Origin of the sequence: Alkalicaulis satelles, assembly GCF_008630495.1 — a bacterium.
Lineage (GTDB): Bacteria > Pseudomonadota > Alphaproteobacteria > Caulobacterales > Maricaulaceae > Oceanicaulis > Oceanicaulis satelles.
The window spans coordinates 1-21,359 of sequence record NZ_VWOJ01000001.1; the positions used below are offsets into that span (position 1 = coordinate 1).

General features: G+C 66.3%; 20 protein-coding genes. 11 read left to right on the top strand and 9 right to left on the bottom strand.

Going from position 1 to position 21,359, the window contains the following annotated elements:
- The 6 genes from F1654_RS00005 to F1654_RS00030 form a co-directional block, all read right to left on the bottom strand.
- Positions 1-554, bottom strand: a 554-nt coding sequence (locus tag F1654_RS00005; RefSeq protein ID WP_150021464.1) for a GTP-binding protein, incomplete at its 3' end; no start/stop codon positions are given.
- 152 nt (positions 555-706) lie between these two features.
- Complete coding sequence (locus F1654_RS00010; protein WP_150021465.1) at positions 707-2,104, bottom strand: 2OG-Fe(II) oxygenase family protein; 1,398 nt, start codon at positions 2,102-2,104, stop codon at positions 707-709.
- Positions 2,105-2,137: 33 nt separating this feature from the next.
- Entirely contained in the window at positions 2,138-2,320 is a 183-nt protein-coding gene (locus F1654_RS00015; protein ID WP_150021466.1) for a superinfection immunity protein, read from the bottom strand.
- Positions 2,321-2,399: 79 nt separating this feature from the next.
- The gene (locus tag F1654_RS00020; protein WP_150021467.1) at positions 2,400-2,747 is read right to left on the bottom strand and encodes a hypothetical protein; all 348 of its coding nucleotides are present in this window, start codon (positions 2,745-2,747) and stop codon (positions 2,400-2,402) included.
- A 6-nt stretch (positions 2,748-2,753) separates the two neighbouring features.
- On the bottom strand, positions 2,754-3,014 hold the full coding sequence (locus F1654_RS00025; RefSeq protein WP_150021468.1) for a helix-turn-helix domain-containing protein: 261 nt from the start codon (positions 3,012-3,014) through the stop codon (positions 2,754-2,756).
- Between the two features lie 59 nt (positions 3,015-3,073).
- Entirely contained in the window at positions 3,074-4,708 is a 1,635-nt protein-coding gene (locus tag F1654_RS00030) for a long-chain-fatty-acid--CoA ligase (protein WP_199200397.1), read from the bottom strand.
- A gap of 214 nt (positions 4,709-4,922) precedes the next feature.
- On the opposite strand from F1654_RS00030, the gene F1654_RS00035 reads away from it, so the two are divergent.
- The gene (locus F1654_RS00035) at positions 4,923-5,678 is read left to right on the top strand and encodes a uracil-DNA glycosylase family protein (RefSeq protein ID WP_199200398.1); all 756 of its coding nucleotides are present in this window, start codon (positions 4,923-4,925) and stop codon (positions 5,676-5,678) included.
- A 55-nt stretch (positions 5,679-5,733) separates the two neighbouring features.
- Positions 5,734-6,714, top strand: coding sequence for a threonine ammonia-lyase (locus tag F1654_RS00040; protein ID WP_150021470.1), 981 nt, complete (start codon positions 5,734-5,736; stop codon positions 6,712-6,714).
- Positions 6,715-6,717: 3 nt separating this feature from the next.
- Here F1654_RS00040 and F1654_RS00045 read toward each other — a convergent pair whose 3' ends face one another.
- Complete coding sequence (locus tag F1654_RS00045; RefSeq protein ID WP_150021471.1) at positions 6,718-7,101, bottom strand: hypothetical protein; 384 nt, start codon at positions 7,099-7,101, stop codon at positions 6,718-6,720.
- A 24-nt stretch (positions 7,102-7,125) separates the two neighbouring features.
- Here F1654_RS00045 and F1654_RS00050 point away from each other — a divergent pair, with 24 nt between their 5' ends.
- Positions 7,126-7,917, top strand: coding sequence for an exodeoxyribonuclease III (locus F1654_RS00050; protein WP_150021472.1), 792 nt, complete (start codon positions 7,126-7,128; stop codon positions 7,915-7,917).
- On the opposite strand, the gene bcp is transcribed toward F1654_RS00050, so the two are convergent.
- Complete coding sequence (gene bcp, locus F1654_RS00055; RefSeq protein WP_150021473.1) at positions 7,914-8,381, bottom strand: thioredoxin-dependent thiol peroxidase; 468 nt, start codon at positions 8,379-8,381, stop codon at positions 7,914-7,916. The two genes, F1654_RS00050 and bcp, sit on opposite strands and share 4 nt — an antisense overlap.
- A 94-nt stretch (positions 8,382-8,475) precedes the next feature.
- On the opposite strand from bcp, the gene F1654_RS00060 reads away from it, so the two are divergent.
- Both F1654_RS00060 and F1654_RS00065 read left to right on the top strand, forming a co-directional pair.
- Entirely contained in the window at positions 8,476-11,994 is a 3,519-nt protein-coding gene (locus F1654_RS00060) for a DUF3971 domain-containing protein (RefSeq protein WP_150021474.1), read from the top strand.
- Positions 11,991-13,097: an anhydro-N-acetylmuramic acid kinase gene (locus F1654_RS00065; protein ID WP_150021475.1), complete on the top strand. Its 1,107-nt coding sequence runs from the start codon at positions 11,991-11,993 to the stop codon at positions 13,095-13,097. The genes F1654_RS00060 and F1654_RS00065 overlap by 4 nt, the downstream gene beginning before the upstream one ends.
- An 848-nt stretch (positions 13,098-13,945) precedes the next feature.
- Here the strand turns inward: F1654_RS00065 and F1654_RS00070 are convergent.
- The gene (locus tag F1654_RS00070; protein WP_150021476.1) at positions 13,946-14,629 is read right to left on the bottom strand and encodes an alpha/beta hydrolase; all 684 of its coding nucleotides are present in this window, start codon (positions 14,627-14,629) and stop codon (positions 13,946-13,948) included.
- A gap of 232 nt (positions 14,630-14,861) precedes the next feature.
- Between F1654_RS00070 and F1654_RS00075 the strand changes: the two genes are divergently transcribed.
- The 6 genes from F1654_RS00075 (at position 14,862) to F1654_RS00100 (ending at position 21,353) form a co-directional block, all read left to right on the top strand.
- A complete protein-coding gene (locus F1654_RS00075; RefSeq protein WP_150021477.1) occupies positions 14,862-15,317 on the top strand; it encodes an Rrf2 family transcriptional regulator in 456 nt (151 codons plus the stop codon).
- On the top strand, positions 15,314-16,459 hold the full coding sequence (locus tag F1654_RS00080; RefSeq protein ID WP_150021478.1) for a cysteine desulfurase family protein: 1,146 nt from the start codon (positions 15,314-15,316) through the stop codon (positions 16,457-16,459). Before F1654_RS00075 ends, F1654_RS00080 begins: the two co-directional genes overlap by 4 nt.
- 22 nt (positions 16,460-16,481) lie before the next feature.
- Positions 16,482-17,987 (top strand): Fe-S cluster assembly protein SufB, encoded by a 1,506-nt coding sequence (sufB, locus tag F1654_RS00085; protein ID WP_150021479.1) that lies wholly within the window; start codon positions 16,482-16,484, stop codon positions 17,985-17,987.
- 269 nt (positions 17,988-18,256) lie between these two features.
- Positions 18,257-19,021: a Fe-S cluster assembly ATPase SufC gene (gene sufC / locus F1654_RS00090; RefSeq protein ID WP_150021480.1), complete on the top strand. Its 765-nt coding sequence runs from the start codon at positions 18,257-18,259 to the stop codon at positions 19,019-19,021.
- Positions 19,021-20,112, top strand: a complete 1,092-nt coding sequence (locus tag F1654_RS00095) for a SufD family Fe-S cluster assembly protein (protein ID WP_150021481.1) — start codon at positions 19,021-19,023, stop codon at positions 20,110-20,112. The genes sufC and F1654_RS00095 overlap by 1 nt, the downstream gene beginning before the upstream one ends.
- Positions 20,109-21,353: a cysteine desulfurase gene (locus F1654_RS00100; protein ID WP_150021482.1), complete on the top strand. Its 1,245-nt coding sequence runs from the start codon at positions 20,109-20,111 to the stop codon at positions 21,351-21,353. Before F1654_RS00095 ends, F1654_RS00100 begins: the two co-directional genes overlap by 4 nt.
- The last annotated feature ends 6 nt before the right edge of the window (positions 21,354-21,359 follow it).

Below are 21,359 nucleotides of genomic sequence, written 5' to 3' on the forward strand. Positions count from 1 at the left end.
TTCTCTTCGCCGATCTCCGGGTTGTTGCCTTCCATGGCCGCCAGCGCCGAACCCGCCACGATCGGAATATCGTCGCCGGGGAAGTCATAGCTCGACAAAAGCTCGCGGATCTCCATCTCCACCAGCTCCAGAAGCTCGGGATCGTCGACCTGGTCCACCTTGTTCATGAACACAACCAGCGCCGGAACACCGACCTGGCGGGCCAGAAGAATGTGCTCGCGCGTCTGAGGCATCGGGCCGTCAGCGGCGTTCACAACCAGGATCGCCCCGTCCATCTGGGCTGCGCCCGTGATCATGTTCTTCACATAGTCGGCGTGGCCCGGGCAGTCGACGTGCGCATAGTGACGCCCATCGGTCTCGTACTCAACGTGAGCGGTCGAGATCGTGATCCCGCGCGCCTTCTCCTCCGGCGCGCCGTCAATCTGGTCATAGGCGCGGAACTCGCCGAAATACTTCGTGATCGCTGCCGTCAAAGTCGTCTTGCCATGGTCAACGTGACCAATCGTGCCAATGTTGACGTGCGGCTTGTTACGCTCAAACTTACCCTTGGCCATGTTGTCTCGACCCTTACGCTGGTGATGGCAGGGGGACGATCCGGGCGCGGACCATCCCTTGGAAAACTGAGCGCGGGGCATAGCGCCCGCGCGCCGCGCTTGCAAGCCTGAAACGCGGCCCGGTGATGAGCGGGCCGCGCCCGCATCTGGCTTCAGGCCGGGACGATATCCATGGCCATGGTCAGGCGCGCCTCCTTGCCCCCAAACGGAACCGTGCCATGCCACATATAGGAGGGAAACAGCACCAGCATGCCCGGCTCGGGACGCACCCAGTGCTGGGCGGTCTGGGCGGGGGCGGCTGGAATGCCCGACTCCCCGAAGCGTATCCAGCCCTCGCGCCCGCCCGAATCCACCGCAGAGGGCAGCTCCACATAAAAGGCCGAGGACAGCCAGCCTTGCGGGTGGACATGGTCGGCGTGAAACCCGCCAGGGGGCAGCCAGACTGACCAGATGCCGTGTATGCGCCATTGCGCCGACCGCCGCCGTCGCAACGGGTCCGCGCCTGCGCCCAGACCGTCGATATAGGCGTCCACCAGCGGGCTCATCGCAGTGCGAAAGGCCTGGATGGCGGGGGTCTGAACCGACAGGATGTCCGGGCGCTGGCTGCCATGGCGCACCGATTGTCCAAAGGGATGGGCGGCGTAGGGGTGAGCGGCCTTGAGCTCAGCGGCCAGGTCTTTGAGATAGTCCGCCCGGCTGGACCATCCTGGCGGGGCGTCTATCGTCTGTGCGCGCACGAAAGAATCGTAATCATAGACCTCGCCAAAGCGTGCATCGCCCGTCATGCGCCAGACCATGGCCTGCAGATTGACCGCCTGCTGATTGTCCGGCGCCAGCGCCAGCATCCGGCTCGCCCCGTCCCGGGCGCCCGCTGAGTCCCCGGCGGCCAGGCAGGCATTCGTCCATGCCTCCAGCGCGACGAACTGGTCCGGCGCCAATTCCATCGCCCGGCGCGCGCGCGCCAGCGCGGCTTGAGTGCGGCCATGCTGATTGAGCATGTGGGCGGCCTGGCACTGCAGCAGCACATTGCCCGGCTCGCGCGAAGCCAAGGCTTCAATGGCCTGGCAGGCCGCGTCCATATCACCGGTATATTCCAGCACCCGCGCACGCACGAAATCCAGCGGTCCTGAGCCAGGACGCGCGGTGCGGTCGCGCTCAAGGGGCTTGAGGGCCTCTGAGCGGTCGCCGGTGCGCATCCAGATGAGCTGGCAGCGCTCGTACTGGGCGTCAGACAGGAAAGGATTGGCCGCGCAGGCCGCGTCAAAAGCCCCGGCGGCGCCGTCGAGATCACCGGTATTCATCAGGGCGCGCGCCAGCACCAGCCGGGTTTCGGCGGCTTTCAGCCCCATGGCGATGGCGCGCCGGGCCGTCTGTGCGCTCTCCTCATGACGGCCCATATCACCCAGCGTAGCGGCCAGATTGTGCACCGCCACGGCGCTCTGAGGCCAGGCCGCGGCGGCGGCCTCATAGGCGCTCAGCGCCTCTTCCATCCGCCCGGCGCTTTTCAGCGCCTGGGCCTGGTTGGTCATGGCCTGCAAGCTGACGGACATGGGCAAAGCTCCGTTAGACGCGCCGCAAGGGCCTCACGCCCGCACCGAGCCCTGTTTTGCGGTGACGGACCAGATCAGGGCGATGATCCAGCCGATCACGGTCCAGCCCAGCAGGAGATTGGTCAGGAAGATCGCAAACCCGTTGTGATGGCCGCGCGCCAGCGCGATCACAGTGGGCAGGAAGTGCAACAAGACCACAGCAAAGAGGATTTCCATGGGGAGGCTCCTTCTTATCGATTTTCGATAAAGGTAGCCCCGTCCACACGCCTTGGCAAGGGCGGGATGGCTGCGCCGCTCAGGTCCGCGGGCGGATCACGGTCTCCAGCCCGGCCCTGAGGCGCGCACGATAGTGCGCCAGGCTGATCGGGGTGTGGGTGGAGTGCAGCCGCCAGCGCCTGAAATCATCGCGCACCGGCACTGACACCGAATGGAAGTACAGCGCGTCCTCATGCCCGGCGATGCGCGTGCTCCAGGAGCTCTCGCTGACCGGCGCCTCGCCCTCGAATACGCCCGCGCCCTGCAGGGTGATGAATTGCCGGTCGGCGTCCTCGCCCAGCACGCCCTCCAGTGCGTCGCCCTCGCGCGAGGTTTTGAATGCGCCGCCCAGCGCCCGGAAGCCGGCGGAGAAATTATAAAGCCGCACCGCGCCCTACTCGTAGGCCAGCAGGCTCGACAGGGCCGGCGACAGCGCCACCGTGGCGCGCCAGTCGTCAAACATGAGCCGGTTGCAGGGCCGCTCCAGCAACTCGGTGATGCGTGCGGTCAACGCTTCGGACGGAGCGGACGTGCCGGTTTCCAAGCGTGACAGGAAAGCCTGGCTGACGCCCAGCTCTTCCTCCAGCGCAATCTGTTTAAGACCCATGCGCTGGCGGAAGGCTCTAAGCTGCGCGCCCCATTCAGAGGCCGCCATGGCGTGCTCCGCTCTCTGCCGATTCAGGCGCACAGTTTATCGGCTGTGAGCCAGCCTGTTCAAGCATCCGGGAACTGATAGTCCTTGAACATCTCGCGCAGCTTGGTCTTGAGGATCTTGCCCGTGGCGCCCAGCGGCATTTCCTCAATGAACTCGATCCCCTCGGGCAGCCACCATTTGGGCACGCGCTCGGCCAGGTATTCGCGGATGGAATCGGCCGTCGGCGTGGTGTTCGGGCGCGGCTGGATGATCAGCAGCGGGCGCTCCTGCCATTTGGGATGGGGCATGCCCACTGCAGCGGCCATCAGCACGTCCGGGTGGCCCATGGCGGCGTTTTCCAGATCGATGGAGCTGATCCATTCGCCGCCCGACTTGATCACGTCCTTGGAGCGGTCGGTGATGGTCATGTAGCCGTCTTCATCGAGATAGCCCACATCGCCGGTGCGGAACCAGCCGTCATCGGTGAAGGCTTCCGGGCCCGCGCCGCGGAAATAGCTTTCGATGATCCAGGGGCCGCGCACCTGGATATGGCCCGAGGACTGGCCGTCGCGCGGCAGCACATTGCCGTCGTCATCGACGCTGCGCATCTCCACGCCGAACAGGAGCCGGCCCTGTTTGAGCTTGATCTTGATCTTCTCGTCGTCCGACAGCCCGTCATGCTTGGGCAGCAGCTTGCCGACCGTGCCCAGCGGGCTCATCTCGGTCATGCCCCAGCCTTGCTGCATGTCCACGCCATACTCGTCCTGATAGGCGCGCAGGAGCGCCTCGGGCATGGCCGAACCGCCCATGAGGACGTTCTCCACACTGTCGATGCGCTTGCCGCTCTCGCGCAGATACTGCAGCAGGCCGAGCCACACGGTGGGCACGCCCAGCACCTGATTGACAGTCTCGCTTTCGATCAGGCCCTGCAGGCTGGCGCCGTCCAGCTGCGCGCCGGGCATCACCAGCTTGGCCCCGCCCATGGCCGCCGCATAGGGCACGCCCCAGGCATTGACGTGGAACATGGGCACCACCGGCATGATGACGCCGCGAGAGCCCACCCCGATCACGTCTTCAGCCAGGCACGCCATGGCGTGCAGCACGGTGGAGCGGTGGGAATAGAGCGCGCCCTTGGGTTCGCCCGTGGTGCCCGACGTGTAGCAAAGGCCGGCGGCCGCGTTCTCGTCGAAGCTGGGCCAGTCATAGACCGGTGAGGCGTTTTCCAGAAGGGTCTCGTAAACCTGAGTCTTGGTCTTCATCTCCGGCCGGGTGGCCGGGCTGGTCATCACCACCCAGCTCTTGACCGTCTTGCAGTGGGCCGCGATGGCGTCCACCAGCGGCGCGAAGGTGACGTCGAAGAAGACATGCTTGGCCTTGGCGTGATTGATCACCCAGGCCAGCTGTTCGGGGCCCATGCGCGGATTGGCGGTGTGCACCACCGCACCCACGCCCGACACCGCGTAATATAGTTCGAGATGGCGGTGGGTGTTCCAGGCGATGGTGGTGATGCGGTCGCCCGCCTTCACCTTCAGCGGCCCGGTCAGGGCGTTGGCCAGACGCTGGGACCGCTCGTGGCAGTCGGCATAGCCGTAGCGATGGATCTGGCCCGTATCGGGCATGCGCGAGACGATCTCGCGCTTGCCGTGGTTTTGGGCCGCATGTTTGAGAATGTCCGCAATCATAAGCGGACGGTCCATCATCTGACCGCGCAGCATCGGTGTCTCCTCCCGTTATGGCGCAGGCGCGCCAGCATGGGCGCGCCCGTCGGCGTCAAGCTGGCGCCATGAAAGGCGCACCGGCGATGAATCGCAATCCCTATGCGGCAGAAAACCGCTTGCGGGTGGATGGGGGAGGGGGAAGGCGCGTGCTTGCCTGATCCAGAACGGGCGCCTACCGTTGCAGCCTTTGGCGCAGGCTATGAGGTGGCCCATGTATCAACTGGATAAAGCCGAACAGGCCCGCGCCGAGCGCGACATCCGCGCTGCCTTTGCGCGCTGGAAAGAGCAGGAGAGCGCTGATCTTTTGGAGCGTGCACGCAAGCGGGCGGGCAATGAGCTGGAAGTCAGTGCGCTCATGGAACCCTATGTCGGCACGCGCTATGCCCTTAAAGGAAAGCACGGGCCGCAGCGGATCGTGATACTCAGCGCTGATGCGGGCGCCGCAGATGCAGTTGATTTTGACAAGCGCCGGGAAGAGTTCGGAGAGCATTTTTCTGCATTGCCAGACAGCCCGCACCTGAGAGGCACGTTGCTCGCCTTGCAAAGCTGGTTCGGTACAGCAGAGCTCACCATTCGTGTGGATGGAACAGATGCGCCACTAATGGATTGCTTCGCTATGCTCAATGCAACACCGTTCGCGATCAGCCGCCCTGAATCCGGATCGAATAATTCGCATGTCACGCCTGGGTTGGCCCGGCGGAGCGCCGGACTAATCAAGACGCTAGTTGAAGCGCTGCAGCCCAATCTGGTTGTCGCTCAAGGCAACTTGGCCTGGGAGGCCCTTGAGGTTTTTCGCAAAGAAGGGCTTGTCTGGGAGCAAACCAAAGCGGCATCAGGGCTCTATTTCCTTCCCGTTGCGCACCCGTCGGCGCGGGGTAAGCTGTCCTGGAGTTCAACTGACAGCGCTTATTTCAAAGAGATGGTTCAGCCAGGCATTCATGAAGCTCGCAAACAGCTGGGGCTGTAATTCACGCACCGCCCCCCTGATTGGCATCCGTTCTGGCGAGGTGTAAGCCTCGCCCATGACCACGCACCGGCTTCCTGATTTCAACGATGTCACCGCCGCCGCCGCGCGCCTGGCCGGCCACGCCGTGCGTACGCCCTTGCTCTCCAGCCCGGCGCTGGATGAGCTGACTGGCGCGCGCATTCTGGTGAAGGCCGAGCCTTTGCAGCGCACTGGCTCGTTCAAGTTCCGCGGCGCCTGGAACGCGCTGTCACAGCTCAGCGAGGCGCAGCGCGCGCGCGGCGTGGTGGCGTTCTCCTCGGGCAATCATGCGCAAGGGGTGGCGGAGGCCGCGCGCCTTCTGGGCGTGCATGCGATCATCGTGATGCCGTCCGACGCCCCGGCCATCAAGCAGCGCGGCGTCATCGCGCGCGGGGCCGAGCTGCGCCTCTATGACCGCGAAACCGAGAGCCGCGAGGCGATTGCGCGCGAGATCAGCGAGACCACCGGCGCGGCGCTGATCCCTTCCTTCGACCATCCCCACATCATCGCCGGGCAGGGCACGGCGGGGCTGGAGCTGTTCGAGGATATGGCCGCGCGCGGGCTACGCGCCGACACGCTGGTGTGCTGTCTGGGCGGGGGCGGGCTGATCGGCGGGATCAATCTGGCCGCCGCCGCGCTGTCGCCGCAGACTGAGGTGTGGGGCGCGGAGCCGGAAGGCTTTGACGACCACGCCCGCTCGCTTGTCTCGGGCCGGCGCGAGCGCAATGCCCGCCAGTCCGGCTCCCTTTGCGATGCGCTTTTGTCTGAAAGCCCCGGCGCGCTGACCTTCGCCATCAACCAGACGCGCCTTGCGGGCGTGGCGGTGATCAGCGATGCCGACGCGCTGCACGCCATGCGCGCCGCCTTCGAGCATCTCAAGCTGGTGCTGGAGCCCGGTGGCGCGGCGGCGCTGGCGGCGGTGCTGTCCGGACGCGTCGAGGTGAAGGGGCGCACCGTGGTGGTGATCGCCTCGGGCGGCAATGTGGACCCGGCGGTGTTCGCACGCGCACTGGCCTGAGCGCTACAGCCCGCAGGCGAAGCGGCCCTCGCACACGGTGGAGACCACGGCCATATAGGCCAGCACCGCCACCGCCCAGATCATCGGCAGGAACAGGGTCAGGCGCCAGCCGGCTCCCGGACGGCGCAGGATGAGGAACGAGAACCAGCCCAGGACAAGCCCGCCCCCCGCCATCAGCGGTCCGGCGGACAGGAAGATGTACACGCCCTGTTCGACGGTGGGATTGGCGCTCTGGGCGATCAGGTTGGAGAAGGTGATGACATTGGGTATCCACAGCTGGAACCCGAGCCAGCCCACGGCCAGCGCTATCACGCTTGCCATCACCATGGCGAAGACTGCTAAGACCGTAATGCGCGGCGTCTCGATGGCGTCCAGTCCGTCTCTCATCAGCCCCTCCCCGGAAACCCGCTCATGACCCTGTCCGTCGCCAGCTGGAACGTCAACTCGATCAAGGCCCGATTGCCCAACGTCCTCGACTGGCTGAAAGCCGAGCGCCCGGACGTTATTTGTCTTCAGGAAATCAAGACGGTGGACGAGGCCTTCCCCGCCATGGAGCTGGAAGACCTTGGCTATAATGTGAAGACAGTAGGGCAGAAGAGCTATAACGGCGTCGCCCTGTTGTCGCGCCTGCCCATTGAGGAAGTGGCGCTGACCGCTCTGCCGGGCGACCCGGACGATGAGCAGGCGCGCTATATCGAGGCGGTGATCAGCGCCAAGTCCGGCCCGGTGCGTGTGGCGTGCATCTATCTGCCCAACGGCAATCCCGCGCCGGGACCGAAATATGACTACAAGCTGGCCTGGATGCAGCGCCTGCGCACGCGGGCGGCCGAACTGCTGGCGTTCGAGGAGCCGGTGATTCTGGCGGGCGACTACAATGTCATCCCGCGCGACGCCGATGTGCACGATCCGGCGGCCTGGGAAGGCGATGCGCTCACCCTGCCGGCCTCGCGCGACGCCTTCAGCGCCATCAAGTGGCTGGGCTATTCAGACGCGTTCGAGCAAGTGGACGGGCGCGCCCACCAGTACACCTTCTGGGACTATCAGGGCGGGGCGTGGAACAAGAATCACGGCATCCGGATCGACCACCTGCTGCTAAGCCCGCAGGCGGCCGACCGGCTGAAATCCGTCACCATCGATTCGTCGGTGCGCGCGAAGGAGAAGGCCTCCGATCACGTGCCCATCACCGGCGTGTTCGATCTTTAAAGACCTCTGACCGCGTCGAGCACCTCGTCCACATGGCCGGGCACCTTGACCTTGCGCCAGACCCTCGCCACTGCGCCGTCCGCGCCGATCAGGAAGGTGGCCCGCTCGATGCCCATATAGGTCTTGCCGTACATGGACTTCTCCACCCACACGCCATAGCGCTCGCACACATCGCTGTCGGCGTCGGAGGCCAGGATCACTTTAAGGCCATGTTTGTCACGGAACTTGTCGTGCTTGGCGGCGGTGTCCTTGGACACCCCGATCACCACCGCGCCCGCGGCGGCGAAGTCATCGGCCCGCTCTGAAAAGCCGATGGCCTGTTTCGTGCAGCCGGGGGTATCATCCTTGGGATAGAAATACAGGACCACCGGCTTGCCAGCGAACTGCGCCAGAGATGCCTCGCGTCCGCCATCGGCCGGCAGGGTGAAGTCCGGGGCCTTGTCCCCGGCCTTGATATCGCCCATCACATGCTCCTGTCCTCGTCCGGCGGGCCGTTCCCGCCGCTTCTGGCGGCGAAGATTGTCCGCTGCACCTGTCCCGTAAAGGGGCGGAACTGAGATGACTGCACAGCCCCCACACCCGGCCTGGCGCGTCATGCGGCTGGCGGTGCTGTATACGCTGGAGGCGGCCTCGGTGCTGCTGGCGCTGGTGATCGTGGCCGGCGCGGCTGTACTGTGGCGCCTGGCCGCCGGTCCGGTGGACGCCGAACCCTTGCGCGCCTGGGCGGCTGATGCGCTGGTGGCGGCGCTGGACGGGGATCGCGCAGAGATCGGATCGCTGGAGCTGCGCTTTGATCCGGCGCTGGCCGCCATCGTGGTCACCGCCCGCGAGGTGTCGGTTCGCGATGAAGAGGGCGCGGCGCTGATTAACGCCCGCTCCATCGAGACCGCGCTTGCGCTCGATCTCCTGATCACCGGACGCGCCGCCCCGGTGCGCATTGCGGCTGAAGGCGGCGCCTTCGCCTTTGTGCGCACCGCCTCGGGCGTGACGGCGGCGGGGCTGGGTTCACCCGACATGGTCGAGGCGCGCGGCCTGGCCGGCGCGGCGCCCACAGGAATGCTGGCCAGCCAGCTGGGCTCGGGCGTGCTCGCGCGCCTGACGGAAGTGGATCTCACCCGCGTCTCCCTGCAGGTGCGCGACGATATCACCGGCGCCTCTCTCATTGTCCATGACGCGCGCGCGCGCCTGCGTCTGGACGAGGGCGCGGTGGAGGCGGCCATGGCTGGCGTGCTGGTCACCTCGGCGGGCCGGGCCGAGGCAGCGCTTGACCTGCGCGCGAGCCAGGGGCTGGAGGATGTGTTCGTCGATTTGCGCCTGTCGGACGTAACCCCTGCGGCTATCGCCCCCCGGTATGGGCCGTTGGCCCTGCTGGCCGGACTTGATGCGCCGGTGCGCCTGGAGCTGGTGCTGGACGCCAGCGCCGGGGAGGGGCTTCGCACCGCCTATATCGATCTGACTGCCGAGCCGGGCGAGGTGCGTGCGGGCGGGCTAGCATTTGCTCTGGAGGAAGCGGCCCTGCGCGCGGCCTTCGATGCGGGCGCGGGCGCCATCGAGATATCGGCCGGGCGCATACGTTCCGACCTCGTCACCTTGGATATCAGCGGCGCCATAACCGAGCTGTCGGGTTTTGAGGACGCACTGCCGTCCTTCGCCGATTATGAACTGCGCGCCGGTCCGGGCCATGTGGATCCGCCTGGCGTGTTTCCCGAACCGGTCCGCTGGGAGTCGATCTCCGCGCGCGGGCGCATTGACCGTAATGCAGTGCGCGTGACCTTCGATGCGCTGGAGGCGGCCATTCCGGGCGCTGAGGCCCGCTTCACCGGCCATGTGGGCGCGGATGAGACCGAAAGCGGCTGGCGCCCGGCCCTGGCCCTTGACGGCCCGGTCAGCGGAACCTTCTCCCAGGGCGATATCTTGCGCCACTGGCCCGTAGACTTCGCCCTGGGCGCGCGCGACTGGGTGTCAGACGCCATTCTGGCGGGCGCGCTGAGCGAGGTGACGCTGGACATCAATCTCACCGGCGAGGCGCTGGAGCGCGGCGCGCTGGAGGATGACGACCTCTCCTTGCGCTTCGCCTTTACCGACGCCGATGTGCGCTATGTCTCCACCATGACGCCCCTGCGCGGCCTGTCGGGCCGCGCGGAGCTGCGCGGCAACTCGCTCTCGCTTGACGGGCGCGGCGGGCGCATCGGCGCGCTGGAGGCGGAGACGATCTTTGTCGAGATCAAGCAGCTCAACCCGCGCGGCGGTCCGGCGCGTTTTGGCGGGACAGGCCGGGGCGGCGTCAGCGATCTCATCGCCCTGCTTGCCGAACCGCCGATCAATTTGACCGAAAACTACGACGTGACGCCTGACGCGTTTTCCGGGCGCGGCGCATTCGAGTTCGAGATCGAGCGCCCCATGCTGCGCCATGTGCCGCCCGAGGATCTCAAATTCTCCGCGCGCGGACGCTTCACGGATGTCATCGCCGAGACCGGCTATGACGATCTCGCCTTTGAGGAGGGCGAGGTGGAGATCAATGCCAGCCAGGACCGGCTTACCGCGGTGGGAACCGCGCGCCTGGCCGGGGCGCGCTCAAGTATTGAGTGGACTGAAACCTTCGGGCTGGAACCTGCCGCGGCCTCCAGCGCCATGCGCCTGACGGCCCGGATGGACGGACGCCACCTCGATGCGCTGGGCCTGCCTGTGCGCCAGTATCTCGACGGGACGGTGGGCGTGGACGCCTCGATCACCGGGCGCGGGCTTGCGTTCGAACAGATCGAAGTGGCGCTGGACCTCGAGGACGCCGAAATCGCCCTGCCTGGCGATCTGTGGGAAAAGCCTGCAGGCAAGCCCGCCGCCGCCGAGCTCTTGCTGACGCTGGGCGAGGCGGAAGTGTCGCTGGAGCGCTTTACGCTCCAGGGCGAAGGAATGGATATCGAGGGCGCAGCCCGCCTGGCGCCGGACGGGCGGCTGATCAGCGCCGATGCGCCGCGCCTTCAGCTGGTCGGACGCGCGGATCTCGCCGCCCGCGCCGACCGGCCGCGCGGCGAGGACGGCCCGTTGCGCTTCATCCTCACCGGCGCCTTTCTCGACAGCCGCGATCTGTTGTCCTTTGGGGGGCCGGATGCGGGACCGGGCGGGCCGCTGATCCTTGAAGCGGCCATTGATGATGTACGTGTGCGCGGCGTACGCTTTGAGGGCGTGGACTTCTCGCTGGAGACCGGCGAGGACCATGTTGAGGCCTTCCGCCTGGACGCCAATATGGAGCGTGGGCCGGTCAGCGTGGCCCTGACGCCCGAGCCGTCGGGCGTGCGCAAGCTCTCAGCGGAAGGACCCGATGCGGGCCAGCTGCTCACCGCTTTCGCAGGCTATGATAATATCACTGGCGGCGCGCTGCGCCTGACCGCCGAGGCGCCGCCTGCGGGCGAGCCAGGCGGGTTTTCCGGCTCGGTGTCGGCGGACGCTTTCACCCTGGAGCGCATGCCGCTGCTGACCCGTATCCTGGCGGCGGGCTCGCTGGAGGGGCTGGCCAGTCTTTTGGGCGGCGGGCAGGGCATCGAGTTCGAGCGCCTGCGCGCCGATTTCGTCTGGGATGAAGGCGTGCTGGAATTGCGTGAGGCGCGCGCGGCGGGGCCGTCCCTGGGCGTGACCTGGAGCGGGGTGGTGAACATGTCCGATGCGCGCCTGGACGTGGACGGCACGCTTCTGCCCTCCTACGGGCTCAACTCGCTGCTGGGCGGATTGCCGATCATTGGCGGGCTCCTGACCTCGCGTGCGGGCGAGGGGGTGATAGGCATCACCTTCTCGGTGGGCGGACCGTTCAACAGCGCGCGCGTCAGCGCCAATCCGCTCTCGGCCCTGGCGCCGGGCGTGCTCCGGCGGATTTTCGAGGGCACCTCGGCCGAGCGCGAACTGGACGCGCTGGACGCCGCGCGCCGCGCCCGCGCCGCCGAACGCGCCGAAGGCGACAGTCCGCCGCCGGAGGATGAAGCCGACGCCGATGAAGGCGCTGAAGACCCGGGCGCTGATCCGGAAGACGCCGGGGAAGAGGGTGCTCAAGAGGGCTCCAGCCCCGCCCAGGATGAAAGCCCATGATCATCGCCGGGCTGATGAGCGGCACCTCGCTGGACGGCGTGGACGCGGCGATCCTGGAGACTGATGGCAAGACCATCACCCGCTTCGGCCCCGGCCTGGAGACGCCCTTCACGCCGGACGAACGCGCCGTTCTCAAAGCCGCGGTGGAGGCAGCGCTCGCCTGGCGCTTTGAAGGGCCTGAGCCTGAGATATTCACGCAGGCCGAGGCCGTGCTCACGACCTCGCACGCCCGCGCCGTAGAAGCCGTGTGCGCCGCCGCCGGGCTGACGCCGGACCAGCTCGATCTCATCGGCTTTCACGGCCAGACCGTGGTGCATGAACCGCCCTTAAAGGGCCGCAAGGGCCGCACCCGCCAGCTGGGCGATGGCGCGGCGCTCGCGGCTGCGCTGGGCGCGCCGGTGGCCTATGATTTCCGTACCGCCGACATGGAAGCGGGCGGGCAGGGGGCGCCGCTGGCGCCGATCTATCACCGCTTGCTGGCCGACTGGTCGGGGCTGGAGCGCCCCATCGGCGTGCTCAATATCGGCGGCGTGGCCAATATCACGCTCATCGGCGCGGACGGGACCCTGAGCGCCTTCGACACCGGGCCGGGCAATGGCCTGATCGACGCCTGGGTGGAAGAGCGCACCGGCGCGCCCATGGATGCCGGCGGCGCGCTGGCCGCCAAAGGCCGGGTGCTGGAGGCCGGCCTCGCCGAGCTTCTGGCCCATCCCCATTTCGCCCTCGATGGCCCCAAATCGCTGGACCGCTGGGACTTTTCCATCGATGCGGCGCGCAATCTCTCCACAGAGGACGGTGCGGCGACGCTGGCCCAGTTCACCGCCGAGGCCGTGGCGCTGGGCCTGGCCCGGCTCACAGACAAGCCCGGACGCCTGATCGTGTGCGGCGGCGGGCGCAAGAACGCCGACCTGATCGCCCGCATATCCGCCGCCTGTGGCGTGCCTGCGGTTCCAGCCGAAGCCGTCGGCTGGCGCGGCGACCTCATCGAAGCCGAAGCCTTCGCGGTGCTGGCCGCGCGCACAGCCAGAGGCCTGCCGATCAGCTGGCCGGCCACGACGGGGGTAGACGTGGCGATGAGGGGGGGAAGGGTTGTGGGGGTGTGAAAGTTCGTAGTGTCACTTGACTTCATCTTTGAATAATACGGTTTCGAATTTTGAATGTAAGGCATTATAAAGGGGAAAACCTAAACAATGCATATTGTGAAATTCAAATTATAAATATTAATTGAAGTAATTTTTCATCGTAATTGGGGCGTGTAAATTTCTGATCGCTGAATTCACCTGATTGCCGGGGCAATTTGCCCTGTTCAACGGGAATGCTATAGATTTGGATTGGTGTGACCAGTGCAGCAACGATCAGGAGATGAATCCCTCATGCCCTCAAATTTCAGTATTGCGATGATAGGCGCGACCTTACTGCTTGCGAGCTCGGCTGCGGCGGAAACATCGTCGGCTTCGCAAGCTGACCCTATCTCCAGAACGGAAGCGTTGCACTGTTTAAATCTAGCTGCGGAAGCAAGCGGCCGAATGAATATAATTGCTCAATGGCGCCGTGCGTTGGATTCTGAAAGCACACCCAGCGATTCTGCGGTAAGGGCCTTTAACAGCGCAGTTCAACGCCATAATGCAGATTCTCGGCAGTTCGGCAGAGCGTGTGCTGGACGCAGAATCGATTTTGATTTGTTCAGAGAATTTTGTTCAGAGGTTAGAGAGCATAGTTTCTGCGATTCCATTCGTTAATTGATTTTGCGCCCTGGATTCAGGCGCGGTCGGCGGACACGGCAGCGCTGTCAAAGGGCCGCTGAAAGGCGCTGCGAGAGCGGATATGGATTCGCTCGTAGCGCCTTTGCCTGTGTGCCCCGGCGCGTATCGGCTCAGGTGCGCCCACCCGTCTGGCCGCGCGATCGCCGGGCGGCTTCTGGTCGGATGACGGATGTCGCGCGTGTCCGGCCCTACCTCTTCCCCACCGGCCCCGGCTCGGCCTTTTCGCGCTCCACTTCGGGCAGGCGCTTGTCGAGATAGGTGGTGACGGAGGTTTCCAGCTCGGTCAGGTGGTCGCGGAACAGATGCCCGGCGCCGGGAATGATGTCGGTGGAGATGGTGATGCCCTTCTGGCTGCGCACCTTGCCCATCGCGCGGATCATGTCGTCATGGGGCACGATGGCGTCGCTATCGCCGTGGGCGATGAGCCCCGAGGCCGGGCAGGGCGCCAGGAAGGTGAAGTCATACATATTGGTGGGCGGAGACACCGAGATGAAGCCGGCGATTTCCGGCCTGCGCATCAACAACTGCATGGCGATCCAGGCGCCGAAGGAGTGGCCGGCCACCCAGCAATAGCTGGCGCCGGGATTATGCGCCTGGGCCCAGTCCAGCGCCGTGGCGGCGTCGGAGAGCTCGCCCAGTCCCTGATCATAGCTGCCCTGGCTGCGGCCCACGCCGCGGAAATTGAAACGCAGCACCGAAAAGCCGCGCGCCTTGAACTGGTCGTACAGCATCATGGAGACCGGGGTCTCCATATGCCCGCCGCCGCGCGGATGGGCGTGCAGCACCAGCGCCACAGGCGCGGTGGCGTTCTTGGCGGGGGTGTACTTGCCTTCAAGACGGCCGGCCGGGCCAGGGATGATCACGTCGGGCATGGCGGGTCACGCGTCCTGTTATCAGATATCCGACCTGAGCGCTTGGGTGCAGCAGTCCAGAAAACATGCGGCGTTTTCGCCAGGCCGGCGTATAATACTTGACTGTGGAGCTCGGGAACTTACATGTCGCCGTGCGCCACGGGGTTCGATAGAAGGAGCGGCCTCTTAGCACAGGCCGGGCGCAAAGGGCGAGCCGGGCGTGCTGTAGCGCCCATTCAAGGGAAACACCGCCATGAAACTGAGCACCAAGGGACGTTACGCCGTGATGGCCATGGCCGATCTGGCGCGCATGGGCGCGCAAGGCCCGGTGACGCTGGCCGACATCGCCTCGCGTCAGGAAATCTCGCTGTCCTATCTCGAACAGCTGTTCGCCAAGCTGCGCCGGGCGGGGCTGGTGAAATCCGTGCGCGGGCCGGGCGGCGGCTACCGCCTGGCGCGGGCGGCGGGCGAGACGCGCGTCTCCGACATCATGATCGCGGTGGAAGAGCCCGTTGACGTGACCCGCTGCCAGCACATGGCCAAGGGCTGCATGGAGACCGGCGCGCGCTGCATCACCCATGATCTGTGGGACGAGCTGGGCCGGCATATCCATCTCTTCCTGGCCGGCGTAACGCTGGAGGATGTGATCAACCAGCGCGTGGCGGGCCGGGCTTCGTTTGCCTCGCCAGTGCTCGAGGCGGCTGAGTGAGCGTCTATCTGGACCATAACGCCAGCGCGCCCCTGCGCCCCGAGGCGCGCGCCGCCATCACGGCGGCGCTGGACGCGTGCGGCAATCCTTCCTCGGTGCACCGGGACGGACGCGCAGCGCGCGCCCGGCTGGAGACGGCGCGCGGCGCCATTGCGCGGGCCATGACCGCCCGGGCCGAGGATGTGATCTTCACCTCCGGCGGCACCGAAGCGAATAATCTTGCGATTGCGGCGGCGAAGGCGGCCGGCGCCCAGCGCATCATCCACGCCGCGTTCGAACATGACGCGGTAATCGCGCCCGCAGCGGCCAGCGACCTGCCCGTGGAGATCTGGCCGGTGCGCAGCACGGGCGTTGCTGACCTGGACTGGCTGGAAGACCGTCTGGCGCGCGGCGGCGACGAGCGCCTGCTGATCGTGCTGATGGCGGCCAATAACGAGACCGGCGTGATCCAGCCCGTGGCTGAAGCGGGCCGCATGGCGCGCGAAGCGGGCCATTATTTTCACGTCGACGCGGTCCAGATCGCGGGCAAGGCGCCGTTTGATTTCGCCGGTTCGCTGGCCCATTTCGCGGCCCTGTCGGCGCATAAATGCGGCGGGCCTATGGGCGTTGGCGCACTGATCGCGGCGTGTGACGCCGGGGTCAACGCCCAGATCCGTGGCGGCGGGCAGGAAAGCTTCCGCCGTGCGGGCACGCAGAACCTGCCCGGCATTGCCGGTTTCGCCGCCGCGCTGGACGCCGCGTTGGCGGACCGGGACGAGCCGGCGCGCATCGCCGCCATACGCGACGCGATGGAAGCGCGGCTTCTGGAGGCGGGCGCGAATGTGACCGTGTGGGGTGCGGATGCGCCGCGCCTGCCGGGCACGTCATGCCTGTCCGCGCCGGGCTGGCTGAGCGAGATACAGGTGATCGCCCTGGATCTGGCCGGGTTTGCGGTGAGCGCGGGCGCGGCCTGTTCCTCGGGCAAGGTGCGCCGCTCCAAGGTGCTCGACGCCATGGGCGCGGGCGCCGAACACGCGCAATGCGCGCTCAGGGTCAGCTATGGCTGGTCCAGCACCATGGACGAGGCCGAGGCGTTCGCATCGGCCTGGATCGCGGCGCACGCCAAGGCGTCAAGCGCCCCGGCCCTGCGCGCGGCGATATGAGACAGACAGAAGGTGGGATGACATGCCTGCGGTGAAGGAAACCATTGAAGACGTGCGCCGGCTGGAAGCCGACAAGTACAAGTACGGCTTCTCCACCGAGATCGAGCAGGAGTTCGCGCCCAAGGGCCTCAATGAGGACATTGTGCGCTTCATATCGGAAAAGAAGAACGAGCCCGAATGGATGCTGGAGTGGCGCCTGGACGCCTTCCGGCGCTGGCTGAAGATGGACGAGCCCAACTGGGCCAAGGTCGGCTATCCGCCCATCGACTATCAGGACGCCTATTACTACGCCGCGCCCAAGGATGCGGCCCGCTACAAGAGCCTGGACGAGGTGCCCGAGGAGATCCTCGAGACCTACAAGAAGCTCGGCATCCCCTTGCGCGAGGCCGAGGTGCTGCTGGGCGTGGAGGGCGCTGAAGACGTCACCGCCGCCGAGGCGCGTGAGCGCCCGCGGGTGGCGGTGGATGCGGTGTTCGATTCGGTCTCGGTGGCGACCACCTTCAAGGCCGAGCTGGAAAAGGCCGGCGTGATCTTCATGTCCATTTCCGAGGCGCTGCACGCGCACCCCGAACTGGTGCGCCAGTATCTGGGCAGCGTGGTGCCTGTGACGGACAATTTCTTCGCCACGCTCAACAGCGCGGTGTTTTCAGATGGTTCCTTCGTCTATGTGCCGCCGGGCGTGCGCTGCCCCATGGAGCTGTCCACCTATTTCCGCATGAACGCCCAAGGCACCGGCCAGTTCGAGCGCACGCTCATCATCGCCGACAAGGGCGCGTACGTGTCCTATCTGGAGGGGTGCACCGCGCCCATGCGCGATGAGAACCAGCTGCACGCCGCCGTGGTGGAGCTGGTGGCGCTCGATGACGCCGAGATCAAATACTCCACCGTCCAGAACTGGTGGCCGGGCGACGCGGAAGGCAAGGGCGGGGTCTATAACTTCGTCACCAAGCGCGCCGACTGCCGGGGGCGCAATTCCAAGGTCAGCTGGACGCAAGTCGAGACCGGCTCGGCGATCACCTGGAAATATCCCTCCTGCGTGCTGCGCGGCGATAACAGCCAGGGCGAGTTCTACTCCATCGCCGTGACCAATGGCCGCCAGCAGGCCGATACCGGCACCAAGATGATCCATCTGGGCAGGAACACCCGCTCGCGCATCATCGCCAAGGGCATCTCGGCGGGCCGCTCCGACCAGACCTACAGGGGGCTCGTCTCCGTCCACGCCAAGGCGGCCGGCGCGCGCAATTTCACCCAGTGCGACAGCCTGCTGATCGGTGATCAGTGCGGCGCCCATACCGTGCCCTATATCGAGGCCAAGACGCCCCACGCCACGCTGGAGCATGAGGCCACTACCTCGAAGCTCTCCGAAGACCAGCTCTTCTACGCCCGCCAGCGCGGCCTCGATGAGGAGACGGCGGTGGCCCTTCTGGTCAACGGCTTCTGTCGCGACGTACTGCAGGAACTGCCCATGGAATTCGCCGTGGAGGCCCAGGCGCTGCTGAAAGTGTCGCTGGAAGGGAGCGTGGGGTGATGTTTGGCGCTTTCCCATTGCGTCAGGCGCCCGGATCATCGCGCCCCTCACGCTCTTCCTTGCGTTTCCCCGGCGAAAGCCGGGGCCCAGGGCAAGCGGCGATTCTGGGTCCCGGCTTTCGCCGGGAAAACGCGGAGTATGACGCTGAAAGAGGAGAAGGGTGATGGCGGCGCTTCCCCCCTCCGTCCGGGTCAAGTCTGGGACACCTACCCCGCAAGCGGGGGAGCAAAGGGTCGCCGGTTTTCACGCAGCTTTTGACGGAATGAAACATGCTTGAAATCAAAAACCTCCATGCCCGCGTGAACCCGGAAGAGGGCGCGGATCTGGCGATCCTGAAGGGTGTGGATCTGACCGTGCCTGCGGGCGAGGTGCACGCTGTCATGGGGCCGAACGGGTGCGGTAAATCCACGCTCTCCTATGTGCTGGCCGGCCATGAGGGCTATGAGACGACCGACGGCGCGATCCGCTTCGAGGGCGAGGATATCGGCGAGCTGGAGCCCGAAGAGCGCGCCGCACGCGGCCTGTTCCTGTCGTTTCAGTATCCGGTGGAAATACCCGGCGTGCCGACGCTGACCTTCCTCAAGGAAGCCGCCAACGCCCAGCGGCGTGCGCGCGGCGAGGCGGAGATCAGCGCCCCGGACTTCATGAAGCTGGCGCGTGAAAACGCAGCAAAACTTGGTATTTCCAACGATATGTTGAAGCGCCCGGTGAATGTGGGCTTCTCCGGCGGCGAGAAGAAGCGCATGGAGATTTTCCAGGCGCTGATGCTGGCGCCACGCTTTCTCATTCTCGACGAGACCGATTCCGGGCTCGATATCGACGCGCTCAAAGTGGTGGCCGAGGGCGTCAACGCCCTGCGCAATCCTGAGCGCGGCATGCTGGTGATCACCCACTATCAGCGCCTGCTCGACCATCTCAAACCCGACGTGGTCCATGTCATGGCCGGTGGGCGCATCGTGGAGTCGGGCGGGCCGGAGCTCGCCCATAAGCTCGAAGCCGAGGGCTATGACAAATACGCGGGCGAGGCGGCCTGATGAACGCGCTGGTCAAGCTCTCCGCCTTTGAAGCAGCGCTCGCCGAGGCGCTGCCCGAGGGCGATCTTCGCGCCGAGCTGAGCGCGCGTGGCCTGCCGCACCGGCGGGTGGAAGACTGGAAATGGAGCGATCTGCGCACCGCGCTCGCCCGGTTTGATCCGGCTTCGCCCGCGCTGACGCTCACAGCCTCGCGTTCGCCGGACCGCACGGCTGAACCTGAGCACGGCGAGCGCCTGATGGCGCGGCTGGCCGGCGCATTAGGTCAGGGCGAAGTGTATGAGCTGGCGCCCGGCGAGCGCCTGTCTCTGGATATCCGCGCCGAGGCTGGCGCGGGTCACAAGGTGATCGAGGTCATCGTGCCGGACGGCGCCGAGGCCGCCCTGCACGAGACCTATCAGGCGGCGCCCGGGGCGCTGGCCAATATCGCGCTAGTGATCCGCGTGGGCGCGGGCGCGCGCCTCACCCGCCTGATCGAGCAGGACGCCTCGCCGGACGGCGTGATCGTGCTGACGGGTGAGCTGGAACTGGCGCAAGGCGCCCGCGCGCATCAGACCACGCTGGGTTTTGGCGCCAGGCTCGCCCGGCTGGAAACCCGCGTACGCCATGCCGGCGGCGGCGCCCATCTGACCCTGGACGGCGCCTGTCATGTGGGCGCAGGCCTGCATCTGGACCAGACCACCATCGTGCGCCATGAGGGCCCGGACGGGATCACGCGCGAGCTGTTCAAGAGCGCCGCGGCGCCGGGCGGCCGGGCGGTGTTCCAGGGCAAGATCCATGTGGAGCGCCCGGCCCAGAAGACCGATGCCCAGATGAACCACCGCGCGCTGCTGCTGGGCGAGGGCGCGGAGATCGACGCCAAGCCGGAGCTGGAGATCTACGCCGACGACGTGGTATGCGCCCATGGCAATGCGCTGGGCGCGCTGGACGCCGCGGCCCTGTTCTACATGCGCCAGCGCGGGCTCGACGACGCCAGGGCGCGCGCGCTTCTGACCGAGAGCTTTCTTATGGAGCCGCTGGATGCGGTAGCCGACGAAGCCGAGCGCGAGCGTCTCAAGGCGCGCCTGCGCGCGAGCCTGGGGGCTGTGTCATGACCCTGCCAGCGCATGCTGAAACATTGTTCGACCCCTATGCGGTGCGGGCCGAGTTTCCGATCCTGTCGCGTCAGGTCAATAACTGTCCGCTGGTCTATCTCGACAACGCCGCCTCGGCTCAGAAGCCCGAGGCCGTGATCGAAGCGGTGGCCGATGTCTGGCGGCATTCCTACGCCAATGTGCACCGGGGCCTGCATACGCTGGCCAATGAGGCGACGGAGGCGTTTGAGGGCGCGCGCAGCAAGACCGCGAAGTTTCTGGGCGCGGCGGGCGCACGCCAGATCGTGTTCACCCGCGGCGCCACCGAGGCGATCAATCTGGTGGCCGCCAGCTTCGCCGCCAGCCTGAAGCCGGGCGATGAAATCATCCTGTCGCAGATGGAGCACCACTCCAATATCGTGCCCTGGCACTTTCTGCGCGAGCGTCAGGGCGTGGTGATCAAATGGGTTCCGGTGACCGAAGACGGCGCCCTGGACTTGGCCGCCTATGAGGCCTTGTTCACGCCGCGCACGCGCCTTGTAGCGGTCGCTCACATGTCCAATGTGCTGGGCACGGTGAACCCGGCCCGGCGTCTGACCGAAATCGCCCACGCCCATGGCGCGGCGATCCTTCTGGACGGCAGTCAGGCCGCGGTGCACCTGCCGGACCTCGATGTCAGCGCCATCGGGTGTGATTTCTACGTCTTCACCGGCCACAAGCTCTACGGCCCCAATGGCGCGGGCGCGCTCTACGCCGCCGGGGACTGGCTGGACCGTCTGACGCCCTGGCAGGGCGGGGGCGAGATGATCGCCGAGGTGAGCGAGACGGGCGTGGTCTATGCCGATCCGCCCCACAAGTTCGAGGCCGGCACGCCCGCCATCGCCGATGTCATCGGGCTGGGCGCGGCCATTGACTGGGTCAACGCTCTGGACCGCGCTGCAGTGGCGGCACATGAACATGGGCTTCTGGAGCGCGCCGAAGCAGGGCTGAAGGAGATTCCCGGCCTTACCATCATCGGGCGCACGCCGGACAAGGGCGCCATCGCCTCCTTCGTGGTGGACGGCGCCCATCCCCATGATCTGGCCCAACTTATGGACAAGTATGGCGTGGCGGTGCGTGCGGGCCATCACTGCGCCCATCCGCTGATGCAGCGCTATGGCCTGACGGGCACGGTGCGCGCCAGTTTCGCCGCCTACAACACAGCCGAAGATGTGGACGCCTTCCTTGAGGCGTTGCGCAAGGCGATCAGCTTCCTCATTTAAGGACCA

Coding starts and splice junctions, on each gene's coding strand:
- F1654_RS00065 (WP_150021475.1), top strand. CDS start 11,991: ATGATCATCGCCGGGCTGATGAGCGGCACCTCGCTGGACGGCGTGGAC.
- F1654_RS00050 (WP_150021472.1), top strand. CDS start 7,126: ATGACCCTGTCCGTCGCCAGCTGGAACGTCAACTCGATCAAGGCCCGA.
- F1654_RS00045 (WP_150021471.1), bottom strand. CDS start 7,101: ATGAGAGACGGACTGGACGCCATCGAGACGCCGCGCATTACGGTCTTA.
- bcp (WP_150021473.1), bottom strand. CDS start 8,381: ATGGGCGATATCAAGGCCGGGGACAAGGCCCCGGACTTCACCCTGCCG.
- F1654_RS00015 (WP_150021466.1), bottom strand. CDS start 2,320: ATGGAAATCCTCTTTGCTGTGGTCTTGTTGCACTTCCTGCCCACTGTG.
- sufC (WP_150021480.1), top strand. CDS start 18,257: ATGCTTGAAATCAAAAACCTCCATGCCCGCGTGAACCCGGAAGAGGGC.
- F1654_RS00030 (WP_199200397.1), bottom strand. CDS start 4,708: ATGCTGCGCGGTCAGATGATGGACCGTCCGCTTATGATTGCGGACATT.
- F1654_RS00095 (WP_150021481.1), top strand. CDS start 19,021: ATGAACGCGCTGGTCAAGCTCTCCGCCTTTGAAGCAGCGCTCGCCGAG.
- F1654_RS00100 (WP_150021482.1), top strand. CDS start 20,109: ATGACCCTGCCAGCGCATGCTGAAACATTGTTCGACCCCTATGCGGTG.
- F1654_RS00035 (WP_199200398.1), top strand. CDS start 4,923: ATGTATCAACTGGATAAAGCCGAACAGGCCCGCGCCGAGCGCGACATC.
- sufB (WP_150021479.1), top strand. CDS start 16,482: ATGCCTGCGGTGAAGGAAACCATTGAAGACGTGCGCCGGCTGGAAGCC.
- F1654_RS00075 (WP_150021477.1), top strand. CDS start 14,862: ATGAAACTGAGCACCAAGGGACGTTACGCCGTGATGGCCATGGCCGAT.
- F1654_RS00040 (WP_150021470.1), top strand. CDS start 5,734: ATGACCACGCACCGGCTTCCTGATTTCAACGATGTCACCGCCGCCGCC.
- F1654_RS00060 (WP_150021474.1), top strand. CDS start 8,476: ATGACTGCACAGCCCCCACACCCGGCCTGGCGCGTCATGCGGCTGGCG.
- F1654_RS00010 (WP_150021465.1), bottom strand. CDS start 2,104: ATGTCCGTCAGCTTGCAGGCCATGACCAACCAGGCCCAGGCGCTGAAA.
- F1654_RS00070 (WP_150021476.1), bottom strand. CDS start 14,629: ATGCCCGACGTGATCATCCCTGGCCCGGCCGGCCGTCTTGAAGGCAAG.
- F1654_RS00025 (WP_150021468.1), bottom strand. CDS start 3,014: ATGGCGGCCTCTGAATGGGGCGCGCAGCTTAGAGCCTTCCGCCAGCGC.